Origin of the sequence: Desulfosporosinus sp. HMP52, from assembly GCF_000765145.1 — a bacterium.
GTDB lineage: Bacteria > Bacillota > Desulfitobacteriia > Desulfitobacteriales > Desulfitobacteriaceae > Desulfosporosinus.
Window position 1 is genome coordinate 1 of sequence record NZ_JMGA01000071.1, and the last position, 18,139, is coordinate 18,139.

General features: G+C 42.3%; 17 protein-coding genes and 1 riboswitch. Of the genes, 12 read left to right on the plus strand and 5 right to left on the minus strand.

All coding sequences use genetic code 11. The features are described from left to right. Positions 1-293 precede the first annotated feature (293 nt). Positions 294-2,180 carry an asparagine synthase (glutamine-hydrolyzing) gene (asnB, locus tag DP73_RS20950; RefSeq protein ID WP_034602313.1) on the plus strand — a complete coding sequence of 629 codons (1,887 nt, stop codon included), beginning with the start codon at positions 294-296 and terminating at the stop codon, positions 2,178-2,180. Positions 2,181-2,318: 138 nt separating this feature from the next. Here the strand turns inward: asnB and DP73_RS20955 are convergent, their stop codons facing one another. The 4 genes from DP73_RS20955 to DP73_RS20970 all read right to left on the minus strand — a co-directional run bounded on the left by DP73_RS20955 (position 2,319) and on the right by DP73_RS20970 (position 6,798). After that, on the minus strand, positions 2,319-3,608 hold the full coding sequence (locus tag DP73_RS20955; protein WP_034602315.1) for a hemolysin family protein: 1,290 nt from the start codon (positions 3,606-3,608) through the stop codon (positions 2,319-2,321). Between the two features lie 147 nt (positions 3,609-3,755). Beyond that, on the minus strand, positions 3,756-5,060 hold the full coding sequence (locus DP73_RS20960; RefSeq protein ID WP_034602316.1) for a hemolysin family protein: 1,305 nt from the start codon (positions 5,058-5,060) through the stop codon (positions 3,756-3,758). 155 nt (positions 5,061-5,215) lie between these two features. Beyond that, positions 5,216-5,692, minus strand: coding sequence for a hypothetical protein (locus DP73_RS20965; protein WP_034602317.1), 477 nt, complete (start codon positions 5,690-5,692; stop codon positions 5,216-5,218). Beyond that, positions 5,689-6,798 (minus strand): ParM/StbA family protein, encoded by a 1,110-nt coding sequence (locus DP73_RS20970; RefSeq protein ID WP_034602318.1) that lies wholly within the window; start codon positions 6,796-6,798, stop codon positions 5,689-5,691. Before DP73_RS20970 ends, DP73_RS20965 begins: the two co-directional genes overlap by 4 nt. Positions 6,799-6,984: 186 nt before the next feature. Further along, positions 6,985-7,173: riboswitch (cobalamin riboswitch) on the plus strand. 113 nt (positions 7,174-7,286) lie between these two features. On the opposite strand from DP73_RS20970, the gene cobT reads away from it, so the two are divergent. From cobT to DP73_RS21020, 10 genes are all read left to right on the plus strand, one after another. Then, entirely contained in the window at positions 7,287-8,366 is a 1,080-nt protein-coding gene (cobT, locus tag DP73_RS20975) for a nicotinate-nucleotide--dimethylbenzimidazole phosphoribosyltransferase (protein WP_034602331.1), read from the plus strand. 27 nt (positions 8,367-8,393) lie between these two features. Beyond that, the gene (cobU, locus tag DP73_RS20980) at positions 8,394-9,035 is read left to right on the plus strand and encodes a bifunctional adenosylcobinamide kinase/adenosylcobinamide-phosphate guanylyltransferase (RefSeq protein WP_034602319.1); all 642 of its coding nucleotides are present in this window, start codon (positions 8,394-8,396) and stop codon (positions 9,033-9,035) included. After that, complete coding sequence (gene cobS / locus DP73_RS20985) at positions 9,036-9,770, plus strand: adenosylcobinamide-GDP ribazoletransferase (protein WP_034602320.1); 735 nt, start codon at positions 9,036-9,038, stop codon at positions 9,768-9,770. A gap of 308 nt (positions 9,771-10,078) precedes the next feature. Next, the gene (locus DP73_RS20990) at positions 10,079-11,710 is read left to right on the plus strand and encodes a spore germination protein (protein ID WP_034602321.1); all 1,632 of its coding nucleotides are present in this window, start codon (positions 10,079-10,081) and stop codon (positions 11,708-11,710) included. A gap of 18 nt (positions 11,711-11,728) precedes the next feature. Then, a complete protein-coding gene (locus DP73_RS20995) occupies positions 11,729-12,919 on the plus strand; it encodes a Ger(x)C family spore germination protein (RefSeq protein ID WP_034602322.1) in 1,191 nt (396 codons plus the stop codon). A 6-nt stretch (positions 12,920-12,925) separates the two neighbouring features. Next, positions 12,926-14,026: an endospore germination permease gene (locus DP73_RS21000; protein ID WP_034602323.1), complete on the plus strand. Its 1,101-nt coding sequence runs from the start codon at positions 12,926-12,928 to the stop codon at positions 14,024-14,026. 5 nt (positions 14,027-14,031) lie between these two features. Further along, positions 14,032-14,250, plus strand: a complete 219-nt coding sequence (locus DP73_RS21005) for a hypothetical protein (RefSeq protein ID WP_034602324.1) — start codon at positions 14,032-14,034, stop codon at positions 14,248-14,250. A gap of 91 nt (positions 14,251-14,341) precedes the next feature. After that, entirely contained in the window at positions 14,342-15,082 is a 741-nt protein-coding gene (locus DP73_RS21010) for a putative ABC transporter permease (RefSeq protein WP_034602325.1), read from the plus strand. Between the two features lie 13 nt (positions 15,083-15,095). Continuing rightward, complete coding sequence (locus DP73_RS21015) at positions 15,096-15,632, plus strand: HD domain-containing protein (RefSeq protein WP_034602327.1); 537 nt, start codon at positions 15,096-15,098, stop codon at positions 15,630-15,632. Positions 15,633-15,751: 119 nt separating this feature from the next. Continuing rightward, positions 15,752-16,402: a VTT domain-containing protein gene (locus DP73_RS21020; RefSeq protein ID WP_034602328.1), complete on the plus strand. Its 651-nt coding sequence runs from the start codon at positions 15,752-15,754 to the stop codon at positions 16,400-16,402. On the opposite strand, the gene DP73_RS21025 is transcribed toward DP73_RS21020, so the two are convergent. Beyond that, positions 16,403-17,020, minus strand: a complete 618-nt coding sequence (locus tag DP73_RS21025) for a GDSL-type esterase/lipase family protein (RefSeq protein ID WP_034602329.1) — start codon at positions 17,018-17,020, stop codon at positions 16,403-16,405. Positions 17,021-17,158: 138 nt separating this feature from the next. Here DP73_RS21025 and DP73_RS21030 point away from each other — a divergent pair, with 138 nt between their 5' ends. Beyond that, on the plus strand, positions 17,159-18,127 hold the full coding sequence (locus DP73_RS21030) for a cation diffusion facilitator family transporter (protein ID WP_034602330.1): 969 nt from the start codon (positions 17,159-17,161) through the stop codon (positions 18,125-18,127). The last annotated feature ends 12 nt before the right edge of the window (positions 18,128-18,139 follow it).

Below are 18,139 nucleotides of genomic sequence, written 5' to 3' on the forward strand. Positions count from 1 at the left end.
TTGCACTCATGCTACCACTTTATAGGTAAGATTTCAAGGTATACATTTGCATCACTATACTAATTATTAAATTATCAAGGAACCTCCTTAGTTCACTAATGTCACAAAAAGGCCTTGCTTTTGAAGTTTAAGATTCTGTTAATACTATAGTAGCTATTATTGTTTATAGCTCTAATTCATCACAAAACCTAAAAAACTTAATATGATTATAGAAGGTTGGAACCCTTTATCCCTCAAAGACATAGATTGGTTGTAGTTGATAATGGTTATCAGACAAAAGGAGGACATATAACATGTGTGGTATCGTTGGTATGGTAAATTGGAGGCAAGATCTAACTCAACAAAAAGAGGTCCTAGTCAGTATGACTAATACCCTAATTCCTCGTGGTCCTGATGCAGAAGGGTATTGGCTTTCCCCACGTGCAGCGTTTGGACATCGACGACTAATCGTGGTGGATCCCCAAGGAGGGCTTCAACCCATGATTCGTCAACGGGGAGAACATACCTATACACTGATCTATAACGGTGAGCTCTATAACACACCTGAGATTCGTCAGGAACTTTTAAGCCGTGGTTACTCCTTCGAAGGCCATTCCGATACAGAGGCAGTATTATTGTCCTATATGGAGTGGGGGCCTTCTTGCGTGGAGCGTCTCAATGGAATCTTCGCCTTTGGAATTTGGGACAGCAGAGAGCAAAACTTATTTGTGACGCGAGATCGCTTAGGGGTTAAACCCCTCTTTTACTCTGAAAAGGCCGGCTCTCTTATTTTCGCTTCCGAACTAAAAGCTTTATTGAAACACCCGGACATTTCCCCCACCTTAGGGCAAGAAGGCTTATCCGAGATCTTTCTCGTTGGTCCGGCCCGCAGTCCCGGGGTAGGTGTTTTCGAGGGCATTTCCGAATTGAAACCCGGGCATGCACTTAAGTATTCTGCAAATGGTCTAAGTATTCATAGGTATTGGGCCTTACCTAATAATATCCATGAAGACGATTTAAATACTACGACTCAAAAAATTCGCGAGCTTTTTCTCGATACAGTAAAACGTCAATTAGTTTCAGATGTCCCTATTGGAACCCTACTTTCGGGAGGCTTAGATTCCAGCGCCATCACAGCCATAGCCGCGGTGGCTCAAGCAGAAAATCAAAAAGGATCACTGCCCACCTTCTCGGTTGACTATGCTGATAATGACAAATATTTTCTGCCTAATGCCTTTCAGCCCGGTGCCGATGGACCTTGGATAGAAAGAATGTCCCAAGCCTTTAACACTCAGCACACAAATTGTAAATTTAATATACCGGAACTGGTTGAGTCCCTTAAAGACTCTACCCTGGCCCGAGATCTGCCCGGAATGGCCGATGTTGATGCCTCCCTACTGCTCTTTTCCCGAGAAATTAAGAAGAGAATTACCGTGGGCTTATCCGGAGAATGTGCCGACGAAATCTTCGGAGGCTATCCCTGGTTTCATCGGCAAGAATCCCTGGAAGCCCAAACCTTTCCTTGGGCTCTTCACGTAGAAAACAGATTGCAGGTACTATCCCCTGAGCTGATTGATCGTCTCCAACCTCATAGCTACTTAAAGAAACGTTATGAAGAGGCACTGTCAGAGATTCCAAATTTGCCGGGCTCTGGCACGATTCATCAAGACAGCCGAACTCTATCCGGAGAACTACAACGGGAAGCCCGAATCCGGGAAATTAGCTATTTGACCATAACTCGTTTCATGCCAACTCTCCTCGATCGCAAAGACCGCATGACCATGGCTACGGGCCTGGAGGTGCGTGTCCCCTTCTGTGACCATAGGTTAGTTGAATACGCCTGGAATATTCCTTGGGAGATGAAAGCGCTAGAAGGCAGAGAAAAAGGACTCCTTAGACATGCCTTGACGGGCATCTTACCCGAAGATGTACTCTGGCGCCGTAAAAGTCCTTATCCGAAAACCCATCATCCCAACTATTTATCCTCTGTTCGCACTTGGCTCCAAGAAATTATTGAAGACAGCACCTCCCCCATTCTTCCATTTCTCAATCTCTCAGAACTAAGAAGTTTAATGAAGCTCTCGGATACAATTCCCTCCGGTCGCCCTTGGTTCGGTCAATTAATGGATATTCCCCAGCTTTTTGCCTATCTAATCCAGACCAATTTCTGGTTAAAGGAGAACAAAATCCAGTTCAGCTAAGAGCAGTGTTAATAAAATAGAAGGGCCTGCAATGACTTACAGGCCCTTCCTAAATAAACTTTCTAATCAACTTCCTTTTTTCCCTTAGGCAACCAGAATCTTACGATCGCAAATGGTGCATCGATGCACCATTTGATTTTAGCCTTTTGTCTCAAGAGGCTTTCTGAAAGCCTTAACTTTAGTTATTCGAAATCCGATAACCTCCATTACTTCAAAGACAACACCCTCAAAACTAATTTTATCTCCCTTGACGGGCTTACGCCCTAACCTAGAGAAGATATATCCCCCAATGGTAGTAACAGTTTCTTCCTCTAACTCAATATCGAGCATTTCAGATACTTCTTCCATTAATACACGTCCATTAATAAGATACTCGTTTTCAGCTAGCTTTTGAATGGAGGGTTGTTCCGACTCAAACTCATCATATATTTCTCCCACTAATTCTTCCAACATATCTTCAATCGTGACCAGCCCTGCACTTCCTCCGAATTCATCAACAACCACAGCCATATGAGTGTGCTGACTCCTCATTCTCTGGACAAGATGTGAAATTGGCATACCCTCAGGTACTGCCAGAACATCTCGCTTAATCAGCAAAATATCCTTCTCGCCCGACTCTTGCAGTCGGAGGATATCTCTCATATGGACTAAGCCAACCACATTATCTTTATCATCATCACACAGCAAATATCGAGTGTGTCCATAGTCTTTAATGGTTTGAATAATTTCCTCAAATGTGTCCTGGAGGAAGACGCATACCATATCCTGACGGGGAACCATTACTTCACTAGCATTACGATCTGAGAATTCAAAGACATTATCCAGAAGTTTTCCTTCGAGTTTATCTAAATAGCCGTGTTTTTGACTGGCATCAACCAGCATTCTTAATTCCTCTTCACTATGAGATAAATCAGCCTCATTGGCAGGTTCGATTTTCCAGATACGCAACACAAGATTAGCTAAGCCATTCAGTGAGCGAATAACAGGATAGCAGATCCAATAAAAGGCTTTGAGAAACCCAGCGGTAGCAAGTGCTGTAGCTTCAGCCTTTTGGATGGCCAATGATTTAGGAACAAGCTCTCCTAAAACAATGTGCAATAAAGAAATGATTGAAAAAGCAATGGCTATTGAGATGGTATGAGTATAGAGCATATTCCAACCGGCTATCTTAACAAACAATGGTTCAATTAATCTTGCGATTGCCGGTTCACCAATCCAGCCTAAACCTAACGAAGAAAGGGTAATGCCTAACTGACAGGCTGAAAGATAGGCATCCAGTTGGGAAGTAACATCCAGGGCAGTTTGAGCTCTCGGGGAACCATTCTCAGCAAGTTCAGCCAAACGTGTCTTTCTAACTTTGACTAAAGAAAATTCTGCCGCTACAAACAGCCCATTTAAACCCACTAACAAAAATGCGATTAAAATCATTATGATACTCCAAAGCAGACCGTCGATGATTAATTTCCTCCTTTTAATTTCAAAACAAAAAAATTATCTGTACTTATTTTTCTAAGATATTACAGCTATTATACCCATTTATTTAGGCTGTTTATGAAGCTCCCCCTGAATTTGCGTTTAAACCGCCTCGTGAACATCCGGCAACTCACTCGCTTTAGTCTCAGGAAGCTTTCTCTTCACTAGAACTTTTGTGATTCTAAAGCCCAAAACCTCCATAACTTCGAAATGAAAGCCATCAAAATATATGACATCCCCTTTAACGGGCTTTCTGCCAATTCTAGAAAAAACATACCCTCCAATGGTTGAAACAGTTTCTTCCTCTAACTGAATGTCCAACATTTCCGAGACCTCTTCCATGAGAACCCGACCATTGAGTACGTATTCGTTTTCGTCGATTTTTTCGATTGGCGGTTGTTCTGATTCAAATTCGTCATAGATTTCGCCAACTAACTCTTCCAACATATCTTCTAAGGTAACCAGCCCTGCTGATCCTCCAAATTCATCCACGATAACAGCCATATGAGTCCGTTGACTGCGCATTCTCTGGACAAGATGAGAAATCGGCATACCCTCAGGAACTGCCAGGATATCCCGCTTAATCTCAGCAATATTTTTCACACCGGTCTTTTCCTGCAAACAAATAATGTCGCGCATGTGCACTAAGCCCAGGACATGATCTTTATCGTCATCACATAAAGGATACCTGGTATGTCCGTGTTCCTTAACTACTTGAAGAATTTCCTCAAAAGTATCTTGAATAAAGATGCATACCATATCCTGGCGAGGAATCATTACCTCACTGGCAATCCGATCCGAAAATTCAAAGACATTGTCCAGCAGCTTACCTTCTAATTTATCTAAATATCCATGCTTTTGACTAGCATCGACTAACATTCGAAGTTCTTCTTCACTATGGGACAAATCAGCCTCATTGGCAGGTTCAATTCCCCAAATGCGCAACACGATATTGGCGATGCTATTAAGGGTCCAAATTATTGGATAGAATAACCAATAAAAGAATTTCAAGAAGCCTGCACTTGCCAGGGCAATACTTTCGGCATTTTGAATCGCCAATGACTTAGGCACTAATTCTCCAAGCACAATGTGTAAAAAAGATATGATTATAAAGGATATTGCTATGGCTATAGAATGAGTATAAATTGTGTTCCAGCTGGCGACATTGACAAACAAAGGCTCAATAAGAGTTGCAATTGCGGGTTCACCCAGCCAGCCAAGACCTAAAGATGCCAGGGTAATTCCCAATTGGCAGGCTGAAAGATAAGCATCCAGTTGTGCAGTGACATCAAGTGCGCTTTTTGCTCGACGTGAGCCGTTATCTGCAAGTTCTGCCAAGCGGGTCTTGCGAACTTTGACCATTGCAAATTCAGCAGCTACAAAGACACCGTTTAATCCGACTAACAAAAAAGCAATTAAGACCTTTATGCCACTCCAGAGCAGACCGTCTATGATTTTTCTCCTCCTTTAATATCTAAAAACCTAATTATATCTATATATTTATCTATTACCGTTATTTGTACTTATGCTAAATAAAGGGAATACATTACCCATGCTTCGTTTTACTGATTTTTCGCCGGATTCTCATTTCCTCTTAAGAAACTCAGAACGGTTTCATCCTCTTCAATACCGATGATATGCTTCATCATATACTCGTATCCTGAGATTGAAGTACTTACTTGGCTGTTAATTGAACCAGCCGGTTTATCCTCAGAAGTTGAACCCTCAGTTGTAAAAAATAACTCTTCTAAAGAAAACATTATCTCTGGTTCTGGTTCAGCTTCAGCCTCTTGCTCATCTATTTGTGGTTCCTCCTGCAAGGAATCCACATTCTCAAATTCAGGCACATCTAATGATAAGGTATGATGAGAATTATTAAAAGGCTCTTTCCACTCCTTTTGAACTAAAACTTGTTTTAAAATTTCCTTAATAAATGAGCTCCTCTTCTCCGGATCAATTTGTTGAATGGCCAGCCAAAGATCCTCCTCAGCAGATTTATCAAAATACAGAGGGATAAATAAGGGTTGAAACGACATCATTCGGTTACGTCCGACTTCTTGGTAATATTATTGACCAAAGTGGCAGCCATAATCCGAAAGCCTGTAGCATTGCCAAATTGAGGATCTTCAATTAGATTTTTATTTTCCATTTGAATATATTCATAAACCATTTCCCCGACTTTTCCGGCAACAATTACAGTATGCAATTTACCGAGCATCGGTTTCAGAGCCTTTTTCACTTCGCGAGTAATATCCGTCCCTAACTGGGTCAGCATACTTTTCATAATCGGATTTAGATTGATGGTTCCATTATTCCAGGGATACAGGCCGCCATTAACCCTAAAAATTTTATCCAGCTCTTTATCATCCGTTTCAAGGGGATTAGCATGACTGCTGGTCAGTTCTTTAAGCTTTTCAGCGACACCAATATAAGCCCACTTTAACCCTTTTTCAATACTAAAGGAGTTGGGAGGATCGAGCATGACTCCATCATAGAAAGTAGCAATATCCGTGGTCCTAAACCCTGGATCAATGACTACAACATACCCACTAAACAACTTAGGACTAGTTGGTATTCCATAATCATTGAGAGTTTCCTTAATGAAAACTCCATAGCTTTGGGGAAGTACACGAGAGCGCAAAATATTCAGCTGACGGGTCATTCCTTCCAAGGGCCCGGAACGGAACATGACTGAAAAAGATCCTTTTAACTCTGCTTCGTATTTGTCCTTGAGCGATGCATAGTACTTAACAGGAACACCGGTTCCCAGATAGACATTTGCTTTGGGACTCTTTTGAGCAAGGGCTAAAGCGACCACCAGTAAGGCAGTGGCTTCTTCATCGGAGGATTTGTCTTCGTCCCAACAATAATGGGCTTCATTGGGATTTAAGCTTTCCGCTAAACTCCCCATAAAATAATGCTTCTCAACACCCGTGGAGTTATTCTTAACAATCACGTCCAAGGAGGCTATTTGAGTTTGTAAATCAGACCCCTTACCTATTAAGGTATTACCTAATGTTGAAAAAATTCGTTCATTGCCTTTACAAATGACAGCGGGAAATAATACCTTTGTTTCACCTGTATCTAGTTTAATCGCCCCAAATCCAGGATCCGCTCCAGCTACTAAGATATCGCTTTCAAACACACCGGTTCCTCCTATTCGTCCAATAACAATCTATTTTCTCTAAAACAGTCTATAAAAATTGAAAAAGTACGTGCTTACTAATACCTACCATTATATACGAAGGAGACACTCTTGTAAAAATCTGTGTCAAGAATTCTCTAATATTTTCCTTGAGATTCAAAAAAAGTTATGCTATTCTAAAAGAAATTAATATCCTACATTTTAGGTGCCCCTAAGGGAGAATAGGGAAGTTCGGTAAGTTATACTATAACAAATCCGACGCGGACCCACCACTGTATTCGATGAGCTTCGTTAGCCACTGGTTTTTCCGGGAAGGTTGACGAGCAAAGCAATGAATCGATAGCCAGGAGACCTGCCTAAAGATGTTTATGTCTTTCCATTATTTTATGGGAGGCAGCGGTGATGACGGTAAAGTCCCGACTACAGTTTATTTGTGGTCGGGACTTTTCTATTTTAAAAATTATTATACAATAGGAGGAGGAAATTATATGGAAAGCTTCACTGAAGACCAACTCTATACTCAATTACAAAAATTAATCTCCGACATCTCAGGTCTTGACCAAGAGGCGATGGACCAAATTCAAGGGCGTTTAGATTCTCTTACAAAGCCCCAAGGAAGTCTGGGCCAGTTAGAACATATTGCCAAGCAACTTGGTGGGATTCAACGGACCTCCAAGCCGAAAATTCAAAAGAAAGCCGTGCTCACAATGGCAGGAGATCACGGTGTCGTTGAAGAAGGAGTAAGTGCCTTTCCCCAAGAAGTAACTCCTCAGATGGCCTATAACATCATGAATGGCGGCGCAGCCATCAATGTCCTAGCACGGCAAGCAAATGCCGAGGTGTTTTTAACAGATGTGGGTATTGCCTTCCCTATAGAGGGACAACTTATTCATAAACGCGTAGCCAATGGTACAAAAAACATGACTAAAGGTCCGGCAATGTCCCGTCATGAAGCTTTGCAAGCTCTCCTGGCCGGTGCCTCAGTGGCAGAGGAAAAGATCCGTGAAGGCTACAACCTCTTTGCCACCGGTGAACTGGGAATTGGCAATACTACCCCCAGTTCTGCCATTGTCGCATTATTAACTAATTCTCCGATCGAAGAAGTTGTCGGACGTGGGACAGGCATTGACGATGCTGGAATCATAAGAAAACGCCGGGCTATTGAAAAAGCCATTGAGGTCAATCAGCCGGACACCTCAGATGCTCTAGATGTTCTTAGCAAAGTCGGGGGCTTAGAAATCGCAGCAATTGCCGGTTCCATCCTGCAAGCTGCTGCCAGCCATTCTCCCATTGTGATTGATGGCTTTATCTCCACTGCCGGGGCACTCATTGCGGCCAAACTTGCTCCAAAATCCATTGCTTATATGATCCCTTCTCACGGTTCAATGGAAATAGGCCACCGTAAAGCTTTGGCCGGCCTGGGCCTCGATCCTGTGCTTAACCTTAATATGAGGCTTGGCGAAGGAACAGGTGCGGCCTTGACCTTTTATTTCGTAGAAGCAGCTCTTCGTATCATTGAGGAAATGGCTACCTTCGCTGATGCGGGAGTTAGCGAAAAATCCAGCTAATATTAACTACGGGGAGTCGATAAACCTATGTCTCAGTTTACACTCATCACAGGTGGTGCTCGGAGCGGCAAGAGCTCTTTTGCAGAACTTCTTGCAGCTCAGGACAATCTTCCGGTTATATACATTGCTACAGCTCAAATCTGGGACGGGGAAATGGCTATTCGGGTTAAAAAACACCAACAGCAGCGTCCCTCCTCTTGGCGGCTCATCGAAGAACCCTTAGAAATAGGGCAAATCTTAACTCAACTTAAAGATGAAGAGGGAGTCATCCTTCTTGATTGCGTCACACTTTGGCTTACTAATATGCTCCTAGCCGGACAAGCGGAACACTCAAGTCAGGAAGTAAATGGATCAGCATCAACTCCCGATTCCCCAGACCAATCCCATCTTTATAACCATGTAGAACCGAAAATTTTGGCTGCGGTTAAAGAGGTTGCCAGTCTTGCTCAAGAGATTAAACCTAAGGTCATCTTTGTCAGCAACGAAGTAGGACAAGGAATAGTCCCCGAAAACCCCTTAGCTCGGGCCTACAGGGATTTAGCCGGACGAAGCAATCAGCTATTGGCCAGAAGTGCTGACCATGTGTATATGGTTATTGCCGGTTTACCTATGGATTTGAAAACCTCCGGCGAGAAGCTGCTTGCTTCTCTGCACAAGGGGCGATTATAAATGCGCGGGCTTCTAATTGCTCTGACTTTTTTCACTCGCATCCCTTTACCTGTTCCCCAAGACATCACAACAGAGGAATTCACACGCAGCTATCGCTTCTATCCCCTGGTGGGATTGATCATCGGTTTGCTCCTCTGGCTGTTGGCCAAAGCCCTTATTCCATATTTTCCACCTTTGGTTATAGGGGCTATCTTGTTAGGCGCTGAGTTAATGCTCACCGGAGGAATTCACTTGGATGGTTTCATGGACAGCATGGATGGCTTATTATCCGCTCGAAGCCCCGAGAGGATTTTAGAAATCATGAAGGATAGCCGAGTTGGCGCTCATGCCTCCATGGCTTTGGTGGGCTTACTGCTCTTAAAGTTCAGCTTACTTGCCAGCCTGACTCCCTCAATGTTAAGTATTTTGATTGTTATGCCCATGCTGGCGCGCTGGGTTTTTCAGATAGGGGTTATTGCCTTTCCTTATGCTCGTTCTCAGGGACTGGGTAAAGGATTTCACGAAGCTTCCCAGTGGGTTACTTTCCTGCTGGGCGGGGCAATCATATTAGTCATATCCTTTTATCTACTTGGATTGGCGGGACCAATTGCCTTTGGGGTATCGGCCTTAATAATCACTCTCATGGCTTCGAGAATTTCTGCCCTCTTAGGGGGTTTAACCGGGGATCTTTATGGAGCCTTTATTGAACTCTCTGAAGTTATCTGCTTATTAGTGGCTTTTCCCTTCCTTAGGTGATTCTTCAAGACAGGACTAATTTATCCCAGTAGGTTTACTACAGCGATTAGAATGCTAATACAGAAATAGATATTAAAGCGTTAAGGTTTAAGGAATTTGTCCTCGAAACCTTACGCTTTTTTATTTTCATAACTAACTCTATCCCTAGCCATAAATAAGTTTGGATATAATGGTTAATATTAACTATGGGCGTAGGACTAAGCTGGCTTTTCGGAATCATAGGCCCTAGAATCTGCGAGAAAGAACTTTCCAGAAAGTATGTATAGCACTGTACTGCTTTCTGACTAGTATAGAAAGGGATGGGGGTAATGCTTAGCTATCTGCTTAGCAGACTGAAATACCTGAAGTTACTTGGACAAAACTATAAATTGAGCCAAAGTAATTCTACAGCTTCTAAAGACAAAGACGAAAAAAGTACCACCAGTTACCTTTCCGCAAGTCTTAAAAACAACCTGAATCTATTCAAAGAATCCCTGGGTAATAATTATGATGTTGTAATCAGAGAGTTCACGATTAATATGCCAAAGCAAGTCGATGGGGCACTGATATATCTTACAGGAATGACAGATTCAAAAATAGTTAATGACAGCATCCTCAAGCCCTTAATGTTTGAATCACAGTTGGATAAGACTACACTTACATCAAAACTTGATACTATCGAAATGATCAGAACCACCATGCTTTCAGTGGGAGAAGTAAGCAAATCAAATTCCATCAACGATCTCGTTGATAATTGTATGGCTGGTACAAGTATACTATTAGTTGATGGGTGCACTGAGGCCTTATTAATCATGACAGCCGACTGGAAAGCACGCAGTGTGGACGAGCCCAAAACTGAATCTGTCGTTCGTGGATCCCGGGAGGGTTTTATTGAAAATCTCTTGACAAACACTACCTTATTAAGGCGCAAAATTAAAAACCCGGATTTAGTCTTAGAATCTATGAAGATAGGTCAAAGAACAAAGACAAATGTTTGTATTGCTTATATAAAAGGCCTCGCAAACCCCTCACTCATCGACGAAATCAAACGCAGACTTAACAATATTCATACCGATTCGATCCTAGAGTCGGGTTATATTGAGCAATTCATTGAAGACGCTCCTTTCTCAATATTTGCTACCGTGGGTAACACGGAAAAACCCGACTCTGTAGCGGCCAAAATCCTGGAAGGGCGAGCTGCAATTTTTGTAGATGGTACTCCCTTTGTGCTTACTGTTCCCTTGCTTTTAGTGGAAAACTTTCAAACCTCTGAAGATTATTACTCCAGACCTTATTTCGTCAGCTTCATTCGCTTAATTAGATTTATGGCTTATCTGATTAGTATTTTAGCACCGGCTACTTATGTAGCTTTAACAACCTTTCATCAAGAGTTAATTCCAACCCCACTGTTATTTAGTATGGCCTCGGCTCAGGAAGGCGTTCCTTTTCCGGCAATAGCTGAAGCCATAGGTATGGGCGTTATATTTGAGATTCTAAGAGAAGCAGGAGTTCGATTGCCTCGTCCTGTGGGGCAAGCCGTAAGTATTGTCGGAGCTCTGGTCATTGGCCAGTCTGCAGTGACTGCAGGCTTAATTGGAGCACCTATGGTTATTGTCGTAGCCTTGACTGCCGTAGCAAGTTTTGTCGTGCCGGCCCAAACAGACTCCGGGGGAGTATTGCGAATTGTCTTTGTCGCCCTGGCAGGGTTTTCCGGTGGTTTTGGTATTATGATCGGTCTCATCGGACTCTTCATTCATCTGACTTCTTTGAGATCCTTTGGAACTCCCTTTCTTTCCCCGATAGCTCCCCTTAGTGTTGCCGATTTAAAAGACACCTTTATCAGAGCACCCTTATGGGCAATGATAACCCGTCCCAGCTTTATCGGCAGTCAAGATCCTAAGCGCAAGGATTTCCGACTGAAGCCCAGCCCTCCCTCCGAAAAAGAAAGTCAATCTGAATAATAAAAATTAGGAGTATTGATGAAAAGCGTAAAGAAAGTAGTAGCCCTAATGACGACAATCTTAATTCTTTCCTTAGGTACTACCGGTTGTTGGAATCGTCGTGAATTGCCGAGTTTGGGAATTGTCATGGGGGTTGGTCTGGATAAGAGCGAGGATTCCGGCAAATTAGAGGTCACGGCCCAATTGATCAAAACTTCCGAGCTCAATTCTGGGGGCACTGGGGAGGGTGGGGGCGGAGGAAGCGGAGGCTCCAGCGCGTATTGGAATCTGCAAAACACGGGAGAAAGTATGTTTGCAACCATTCGAGGGTTTACCCATAAATCAAGCCGTAAATTATACTGGCCTCATAATCAGGTGATAATTTTTGGGCGTTCTCTAGCCGAAAATGGCGTCCAAGAATACCTGGATTTCTTTGTTCGAGATCAGGAAACTCGTCTGGAGGTGTATATGCTTGTTGCCCAAGACAAAGCAAGCGATATCTTAGATTTCCAACCAAAGCTGGAGAAAATCCCTGCAGTGGGTATATCAGAATTAATGGAATCCCAGGACGCGAACTCTCAAACATGTGTCACGCAACTTAACGAGTTTGTCACCCGTTTAATGAGCCCCACAACAGCTCCTATCGCACCTATTATAAAAATAGAGGGCCCAGGGGCTAAGAGCGAGTTATCTGTGGAAGGTACTGCTGTCTTTAAAAAGGACAAATTAATTGGTCAACTAACCAAAGAAGAAACTCGAGGACTGTTATGGGCAATAAATAAGGTAAAGAGTGGAATCATTGATGTCAAGTGTCCCGACTGCGCAGGAACAGTGAGTTTAGAAATCATCCGCTCTAAAGGCAAAATCACCTCTCAAATAATTGACAGCAAGCCCTCGATCACAATTGAAATCGAAGAAGAAGGCAATATTGCCGATCAATCTTGCGATGCTAACTTAGTAGCCCCTGATGCTACTGAAAAGTTAACCAAGCAAGCAGAAAAGGCTATCCTCGACGAAGTAGAATCAGCTTTGAAAAAGTCCCAAAAGCTTAAAGCAGATATCTTCGGATTTGGGGATGTATTTCACCAGAGACACCTAAAGGAGTGGACACAGATGAAAGATGATTGGGATGAAATCTACTCCAATCTTGAAGTGGAAATTACTGTCCAAGCCAAAATACGCAGATCCGGAACCATCGGGCGACCTGCAACACCGGAAAAGGAGCAATAACTCTTAATGAGACTTGAAAAAGGAGTAATATCCAGCCTTCAATTGTTCTTCTTGGTTAATTGTTTTATACAGGGGGCACTTTTGCCTTTGACCTTTGCCTACCCAATTTCTAAGCACGATACCTGGTTAGCGGTGATAGCGGCTATGATTATCGGCTCAGTAATAGCTTTAGTCTATATTTCACTTGCCAATTTATTTCCTGGCAAGAACTTTGTCCAAATTAACGATCTTATTTACGGTCCCTATCTGGGTAAGTTTATCTCTTCACAATACAGCCTTTTCTTTCTAATAACCTTGTCCGGCTATCTTTGGTTTATTGGTGATTTTGTCCTGACCTTTATTATGCCAGAAACTCCCATGAGCTTCATCATGATCATGTTTGCTTTCGTCTGTGCTTGGGCAGTACGGCAAGGAATTGAAGTAATCGCCAGAATGTCTGTAGTGTTTGCTTTTATTCCTGCAATAATTGTCTTCATAACATCTGCCATGCTTTTAAAAGAAATGAAGTTTACGAATTTCCTACCGGTTTTAGAAATACCAATCAGAGATTTAATTCAGAGCACCCATATAATTACCCATATTTCGTTTTCCCAAGTATTGGTCTTTTTAATGATTATTCCTTCCCTAAATGAACAACGCCGGGCCAAGAAACCAATTCTCTTAGGAATGATTAGTGCGGGACTGATCTTAGTAATAGGTACCCTACGCAACATAGCAACACTCGGACCTCTGAGTCCAGTGGTGACTTCTCCGTCAATGGAAGCAGTACGCCTGATCGATATAGGTAAAATATTGACGAGACTGGAAATATTCGTGGCAATGGCTCAAATCCTATTATTGTTTACAATATCCTGTATTTTTTATTATGCCGCGGTTTTGAGTATAGCCCAGATGACAAAACTACGCACCTATCAGCCTCTGGTTGTAATAATTGGTGTCCTGAGCATTGTTTTAGCTCTTATATCCTATCAATCCAGAATGCAATTAAGCTATTCAATCATGTATAATACTCCCATTATTAGCTTGCATTTTTATCTTGTTCTTCCTTTTATGTCTTTAATTGTAGCGAAACTAAGAAAACTACCCCAGAATAACGGAAGGAATTAACTGCCATGCTGCTATTATTAATATCTGCTTTTTTAGGGGTTGCCCTCTATGAAGTCCCGAGTTTAATTAGAAACAAATATTGGCGAGAATTAGTGGTTTTTTCAGTCTTCTTCTCCTTTACTTTTATGCTGGCTCTGTTGCAAACTTTAGGATTTCAAATACCCAGCCCTGCCATAGGAGTTGATTATCTTGTTGAGGATATCCTGCACATAAACTATCGTTAGGATATCTCGTTTTACCCATATATAGTTTTGCCAACCCTACTAATATACGATAAACTATACATAATCAAATGCTGGGGGGTGTGAGAGCAGTATGTTAACGGATTTTATCCTGACTTTTTCCATTTATGCCTTTGCAGGCTGGATTATGGAAACTCTATATCGTTCCTTCAACCAACGCAGGCTCGTAAATCCCGGATTTCTGAGCGGCCCTTTTCTCCCCATTTATGGATTTTTTTCCACTATGGTAATTTGGACTTCTGAACTGATAAGCGGCGTCTCCTTACCTATACAATTTGTATGGTTTGTCTTTTTATCGACCTTGCTGGAATATGTAGCCGGTTGGTTCTTCGAACGTTTCTATCACTTGCAACTCTGGGATTATCACTCTATTCCTTTTAATTTACACGGACGAATTGCCCTTCCTTTTAGCATGATCTGGGGTGGATTAGGACTTGTGTTTTATCATATCATTAATCCAACGGTTCAATTACAAATCCAACTCACTCCTTTTCCGGTTCGTATTGCTTTTGCTCTAATCATGTCTGTCTATGTCATTTGGGATTTAATTCACTCTTCTTTGTTATTGCGTCGCTTAGAGCACTTTGTTACTGCCTTTCAAGAACGTTATGAACGATTGGAACTACCAACCTTCCATATAGCCTGCTCTCCCTTTTATCGGCTCCTGCATACCTATCCAAAAATGCGTCACACTTTACATGAGAAGATGACCTTACTCTATGCCAGGCAAGAAGCCATGGAACACTTTCTAAAGCTTCAGCGCAAAAAATTCTACAACCCAGATGGTGAAAGCAATACTAACTCACTTGATTAGGAAGGTGAAATCATTGAGTCTATCTAAGCATGTGGAAGACATTTTAAACCATGAGGAATATCAACAGTTGGGGCAATTCACCCATCATAGGCCTTTTACTACTCTTGAACATTCTCTCCGGGTTGCCCAAATAGCTTATAATTGGTCCATCCGACTTGAAGATAAAGTAAATCTGGATACCTGTGCTGTCACTCGGGGAGCCCTCCTTCACGACTTTTTCTTGTACGATTGGCATAAACTCAGACCGGATGGATCACGATGGCATGGTTTTCGTCATCCAAGAATTGCCTGTCAAAATGCTGAACGGTGTTTTGAACTCAGCGAAAAGGAAAAGGACATTATTCTAAGTCATATGTGGCCCCTTACTCTTCGCCTCCCCCGCAGTAAAGAAGCTTTTCTCGTTATGTTCGCCGATAAGATGGCCTCTATTCAAGAATTTCGCTGTAAATTCAAGAGGCAACTCCCCCCGTCTGAAAGATATACCTCTCTTCACCTTATCAAACATGGTAAGCTCGTCCGCCTAAAAACGTCACCTACGAGGCCTCAGTAAATCATTCTGGGCAAAGCAAAGGTGCCGGCGAACATTACACTACGCTAATTTCAAGATTATTTAGTCGACAAAACGGCATGCCTTTGATAGCATGCCGTTTATTTAAGGAAGGTGAACTCTTGACCAAGAAAGTTTTTTCATTCTTTACTCTGGCAGTCTCCTTAACCTTTGTGCTTTTACTGTATCCTAAACTCCAAAATCCCTCTGCTTTTCAGATGCTTATCACCCAATGGGGATGGATTAGTATTTTTGTTGACCTATTCATCTTAACACTTCTGGCCCTCTTTCCTATAGTGCCATTTGCTTTAATTGCTGGTGTGAACACCCTCATTTTTGGTTGGGTTAACGGTTTTCTGCTCTCCTTGGTAGGAAGTTTGCTGGGGGCCTCATTAGGTTTTTATTTATCCCGCAATCTTGGGCAAGAATGGGCCCAGCCAAAGATTTCGAAGCTAGGAAAATGGGCTAACTTAATTGAAGGAAATAGCTTTTCCATTATCCTAATCTCCCGACTAATTCCCATTCTGCCCTCAGCTGCAGTCAACTATGCTGCAGGATTATCCTTAATGACTTTTCCAAAGTTTTTACTTGCCTCGCTTCTCGGAAAGATTCCTATGATTGTTTGGGAATCTTGGATAGGTCATGACTTTTGGCAGATATCTAAAAATCCCAACCGTTTCTTCTTAGCCATATTGATTGGCACTCTATTTTTTGGAATAGCAAGCCTCTATTTCTTTTTTTCAGCCAAACGGCTCAAAGAGCCTTCACAATGATTAGTATCGTGCAAAGGCTTTAGCAATCATCTGATAACCTGCCGCATTGGGATGGGCATGATCTCTGCTAATAAACAACAGTTCCTTGCCCTTTATTTCGCGATCTAAATTCACAACAATAAATCCATAACTTTTTGCCCACATCACAATCATAGCATTGGCAGTATCGATAATTCCTTGAACTAGCGAGTAATAATTGGCATAGGGTCCAGCCGGCAAGGGATTATAGAGAGTCGCTACTTTTACAATTGCATATGGATTGAGACTCCGAATTTCTTGTCCGATTTGCATAAGAGTTCTGCTCATAGTTCTCTGAATAATGGGCAGCTGAGATGTTTTTATAGGTTGATTGGGATTACCAATAAGCCGAAGCAGATCGTTAGAACCAATAGTTAGTGTAATTAAGAAGGCATGCCTAATCGATGTTCTCAGGGTGTGATTAGTACGCAATTGCTTAAGCAAACCACTTGTTGTCAAACCGTTTAAGCCAAGATTAAGGAGTTTTAAGTCCGGGTTATGCCTGCGCAGGAAACTTGCGTATACCATAGGAAACGAAAAGGGACTTTCAACTCCATACCCTGCAGTTATTGAATCCCCCAAGGCCAAATATAACTTCAATTAGATCACCGCTTTCAATACTTAGAATCGAATTATTATAAGGTATGTTCGCTTATTGTTCTCTGTCACGACTTTAAGAATAAACCTTTGAACTTTATGGGAAGATAATGCGAAAAGCAATGAATGGTGAGGATTTTTATGAAGAAGTTTTTGGAACTCATTAAAAAGGGAAATGCCTCCTCTTTATACGCTGTATTAGGCAACCTCTTCTTGGTAGTTTTCAAAGGAATAGCTGCCTTCTTAAGCGGCAGTGGTGCGATGTTTGCCGAAGCGATGCATACGGGAGCAGACGCAGTTAACCAATTATTTGTTTTTATCGGCAGCATTTTAGCCGAGCGCAAGCCAACTACCCGCTTTCCATCCGGTTTCGGTCGGGTCATTAATGTATTTTGTATGGGTGCGGTAATTATCATTACTATCCTGGCCTACGAAACTATTCTCGAAGGAGTTCGTTTGATTCGTAACCCAGTGTCGATTGGGGGCCTATGGCTTATTGTGCTTAGTCTGGGAGTTTCAATCGCCATTGACGGATACGTCTTATTTAAAGCAATGCATGAGATTCTTAAAGAAACTCGAACTGAAGGAAACGGATTCGGCATAATCGCCAATGCCCTTAAAAGTGTCAATCGTGCCTCTCCTGCAACTCGTCTGGTTTTTTATGAGGACCTGGTCGCCACATCCGGGGCAATACTGGCCTTAGCGGCAATTCTTGTCTCCCACTTTACTCCAATTAAAGTCATGGATGGTATTGCAGCCATTATCATTGGGCTGATGATGGGGGGCGTAGCCTTTCGAGTCGGCTACGACAACATGGTCGGACTCATTGGAGTATCCGCTCCAAAAGAGGTAGAAGACAAAGTATCTCAAATTATCTTTTCTGTACCGGAAGTGACAGATATTAATAAAATGCGCATTCTCCAAGAGGGACGTTTTTATCATGTCGAAAGCTACGTTGAACTAGTTCCTGGCTTAACTCTGGCCCAAGCAGATGATATTAAGCTAAAAATACGAGATTTATTGTTAAGATCAGAGGATGTTACAGATGTTACTTTGGGAATCATTGAGGACACTGGGGTTAGAGATTGGCAAAAGATATCGGCTAAATGAAATCAGATACCT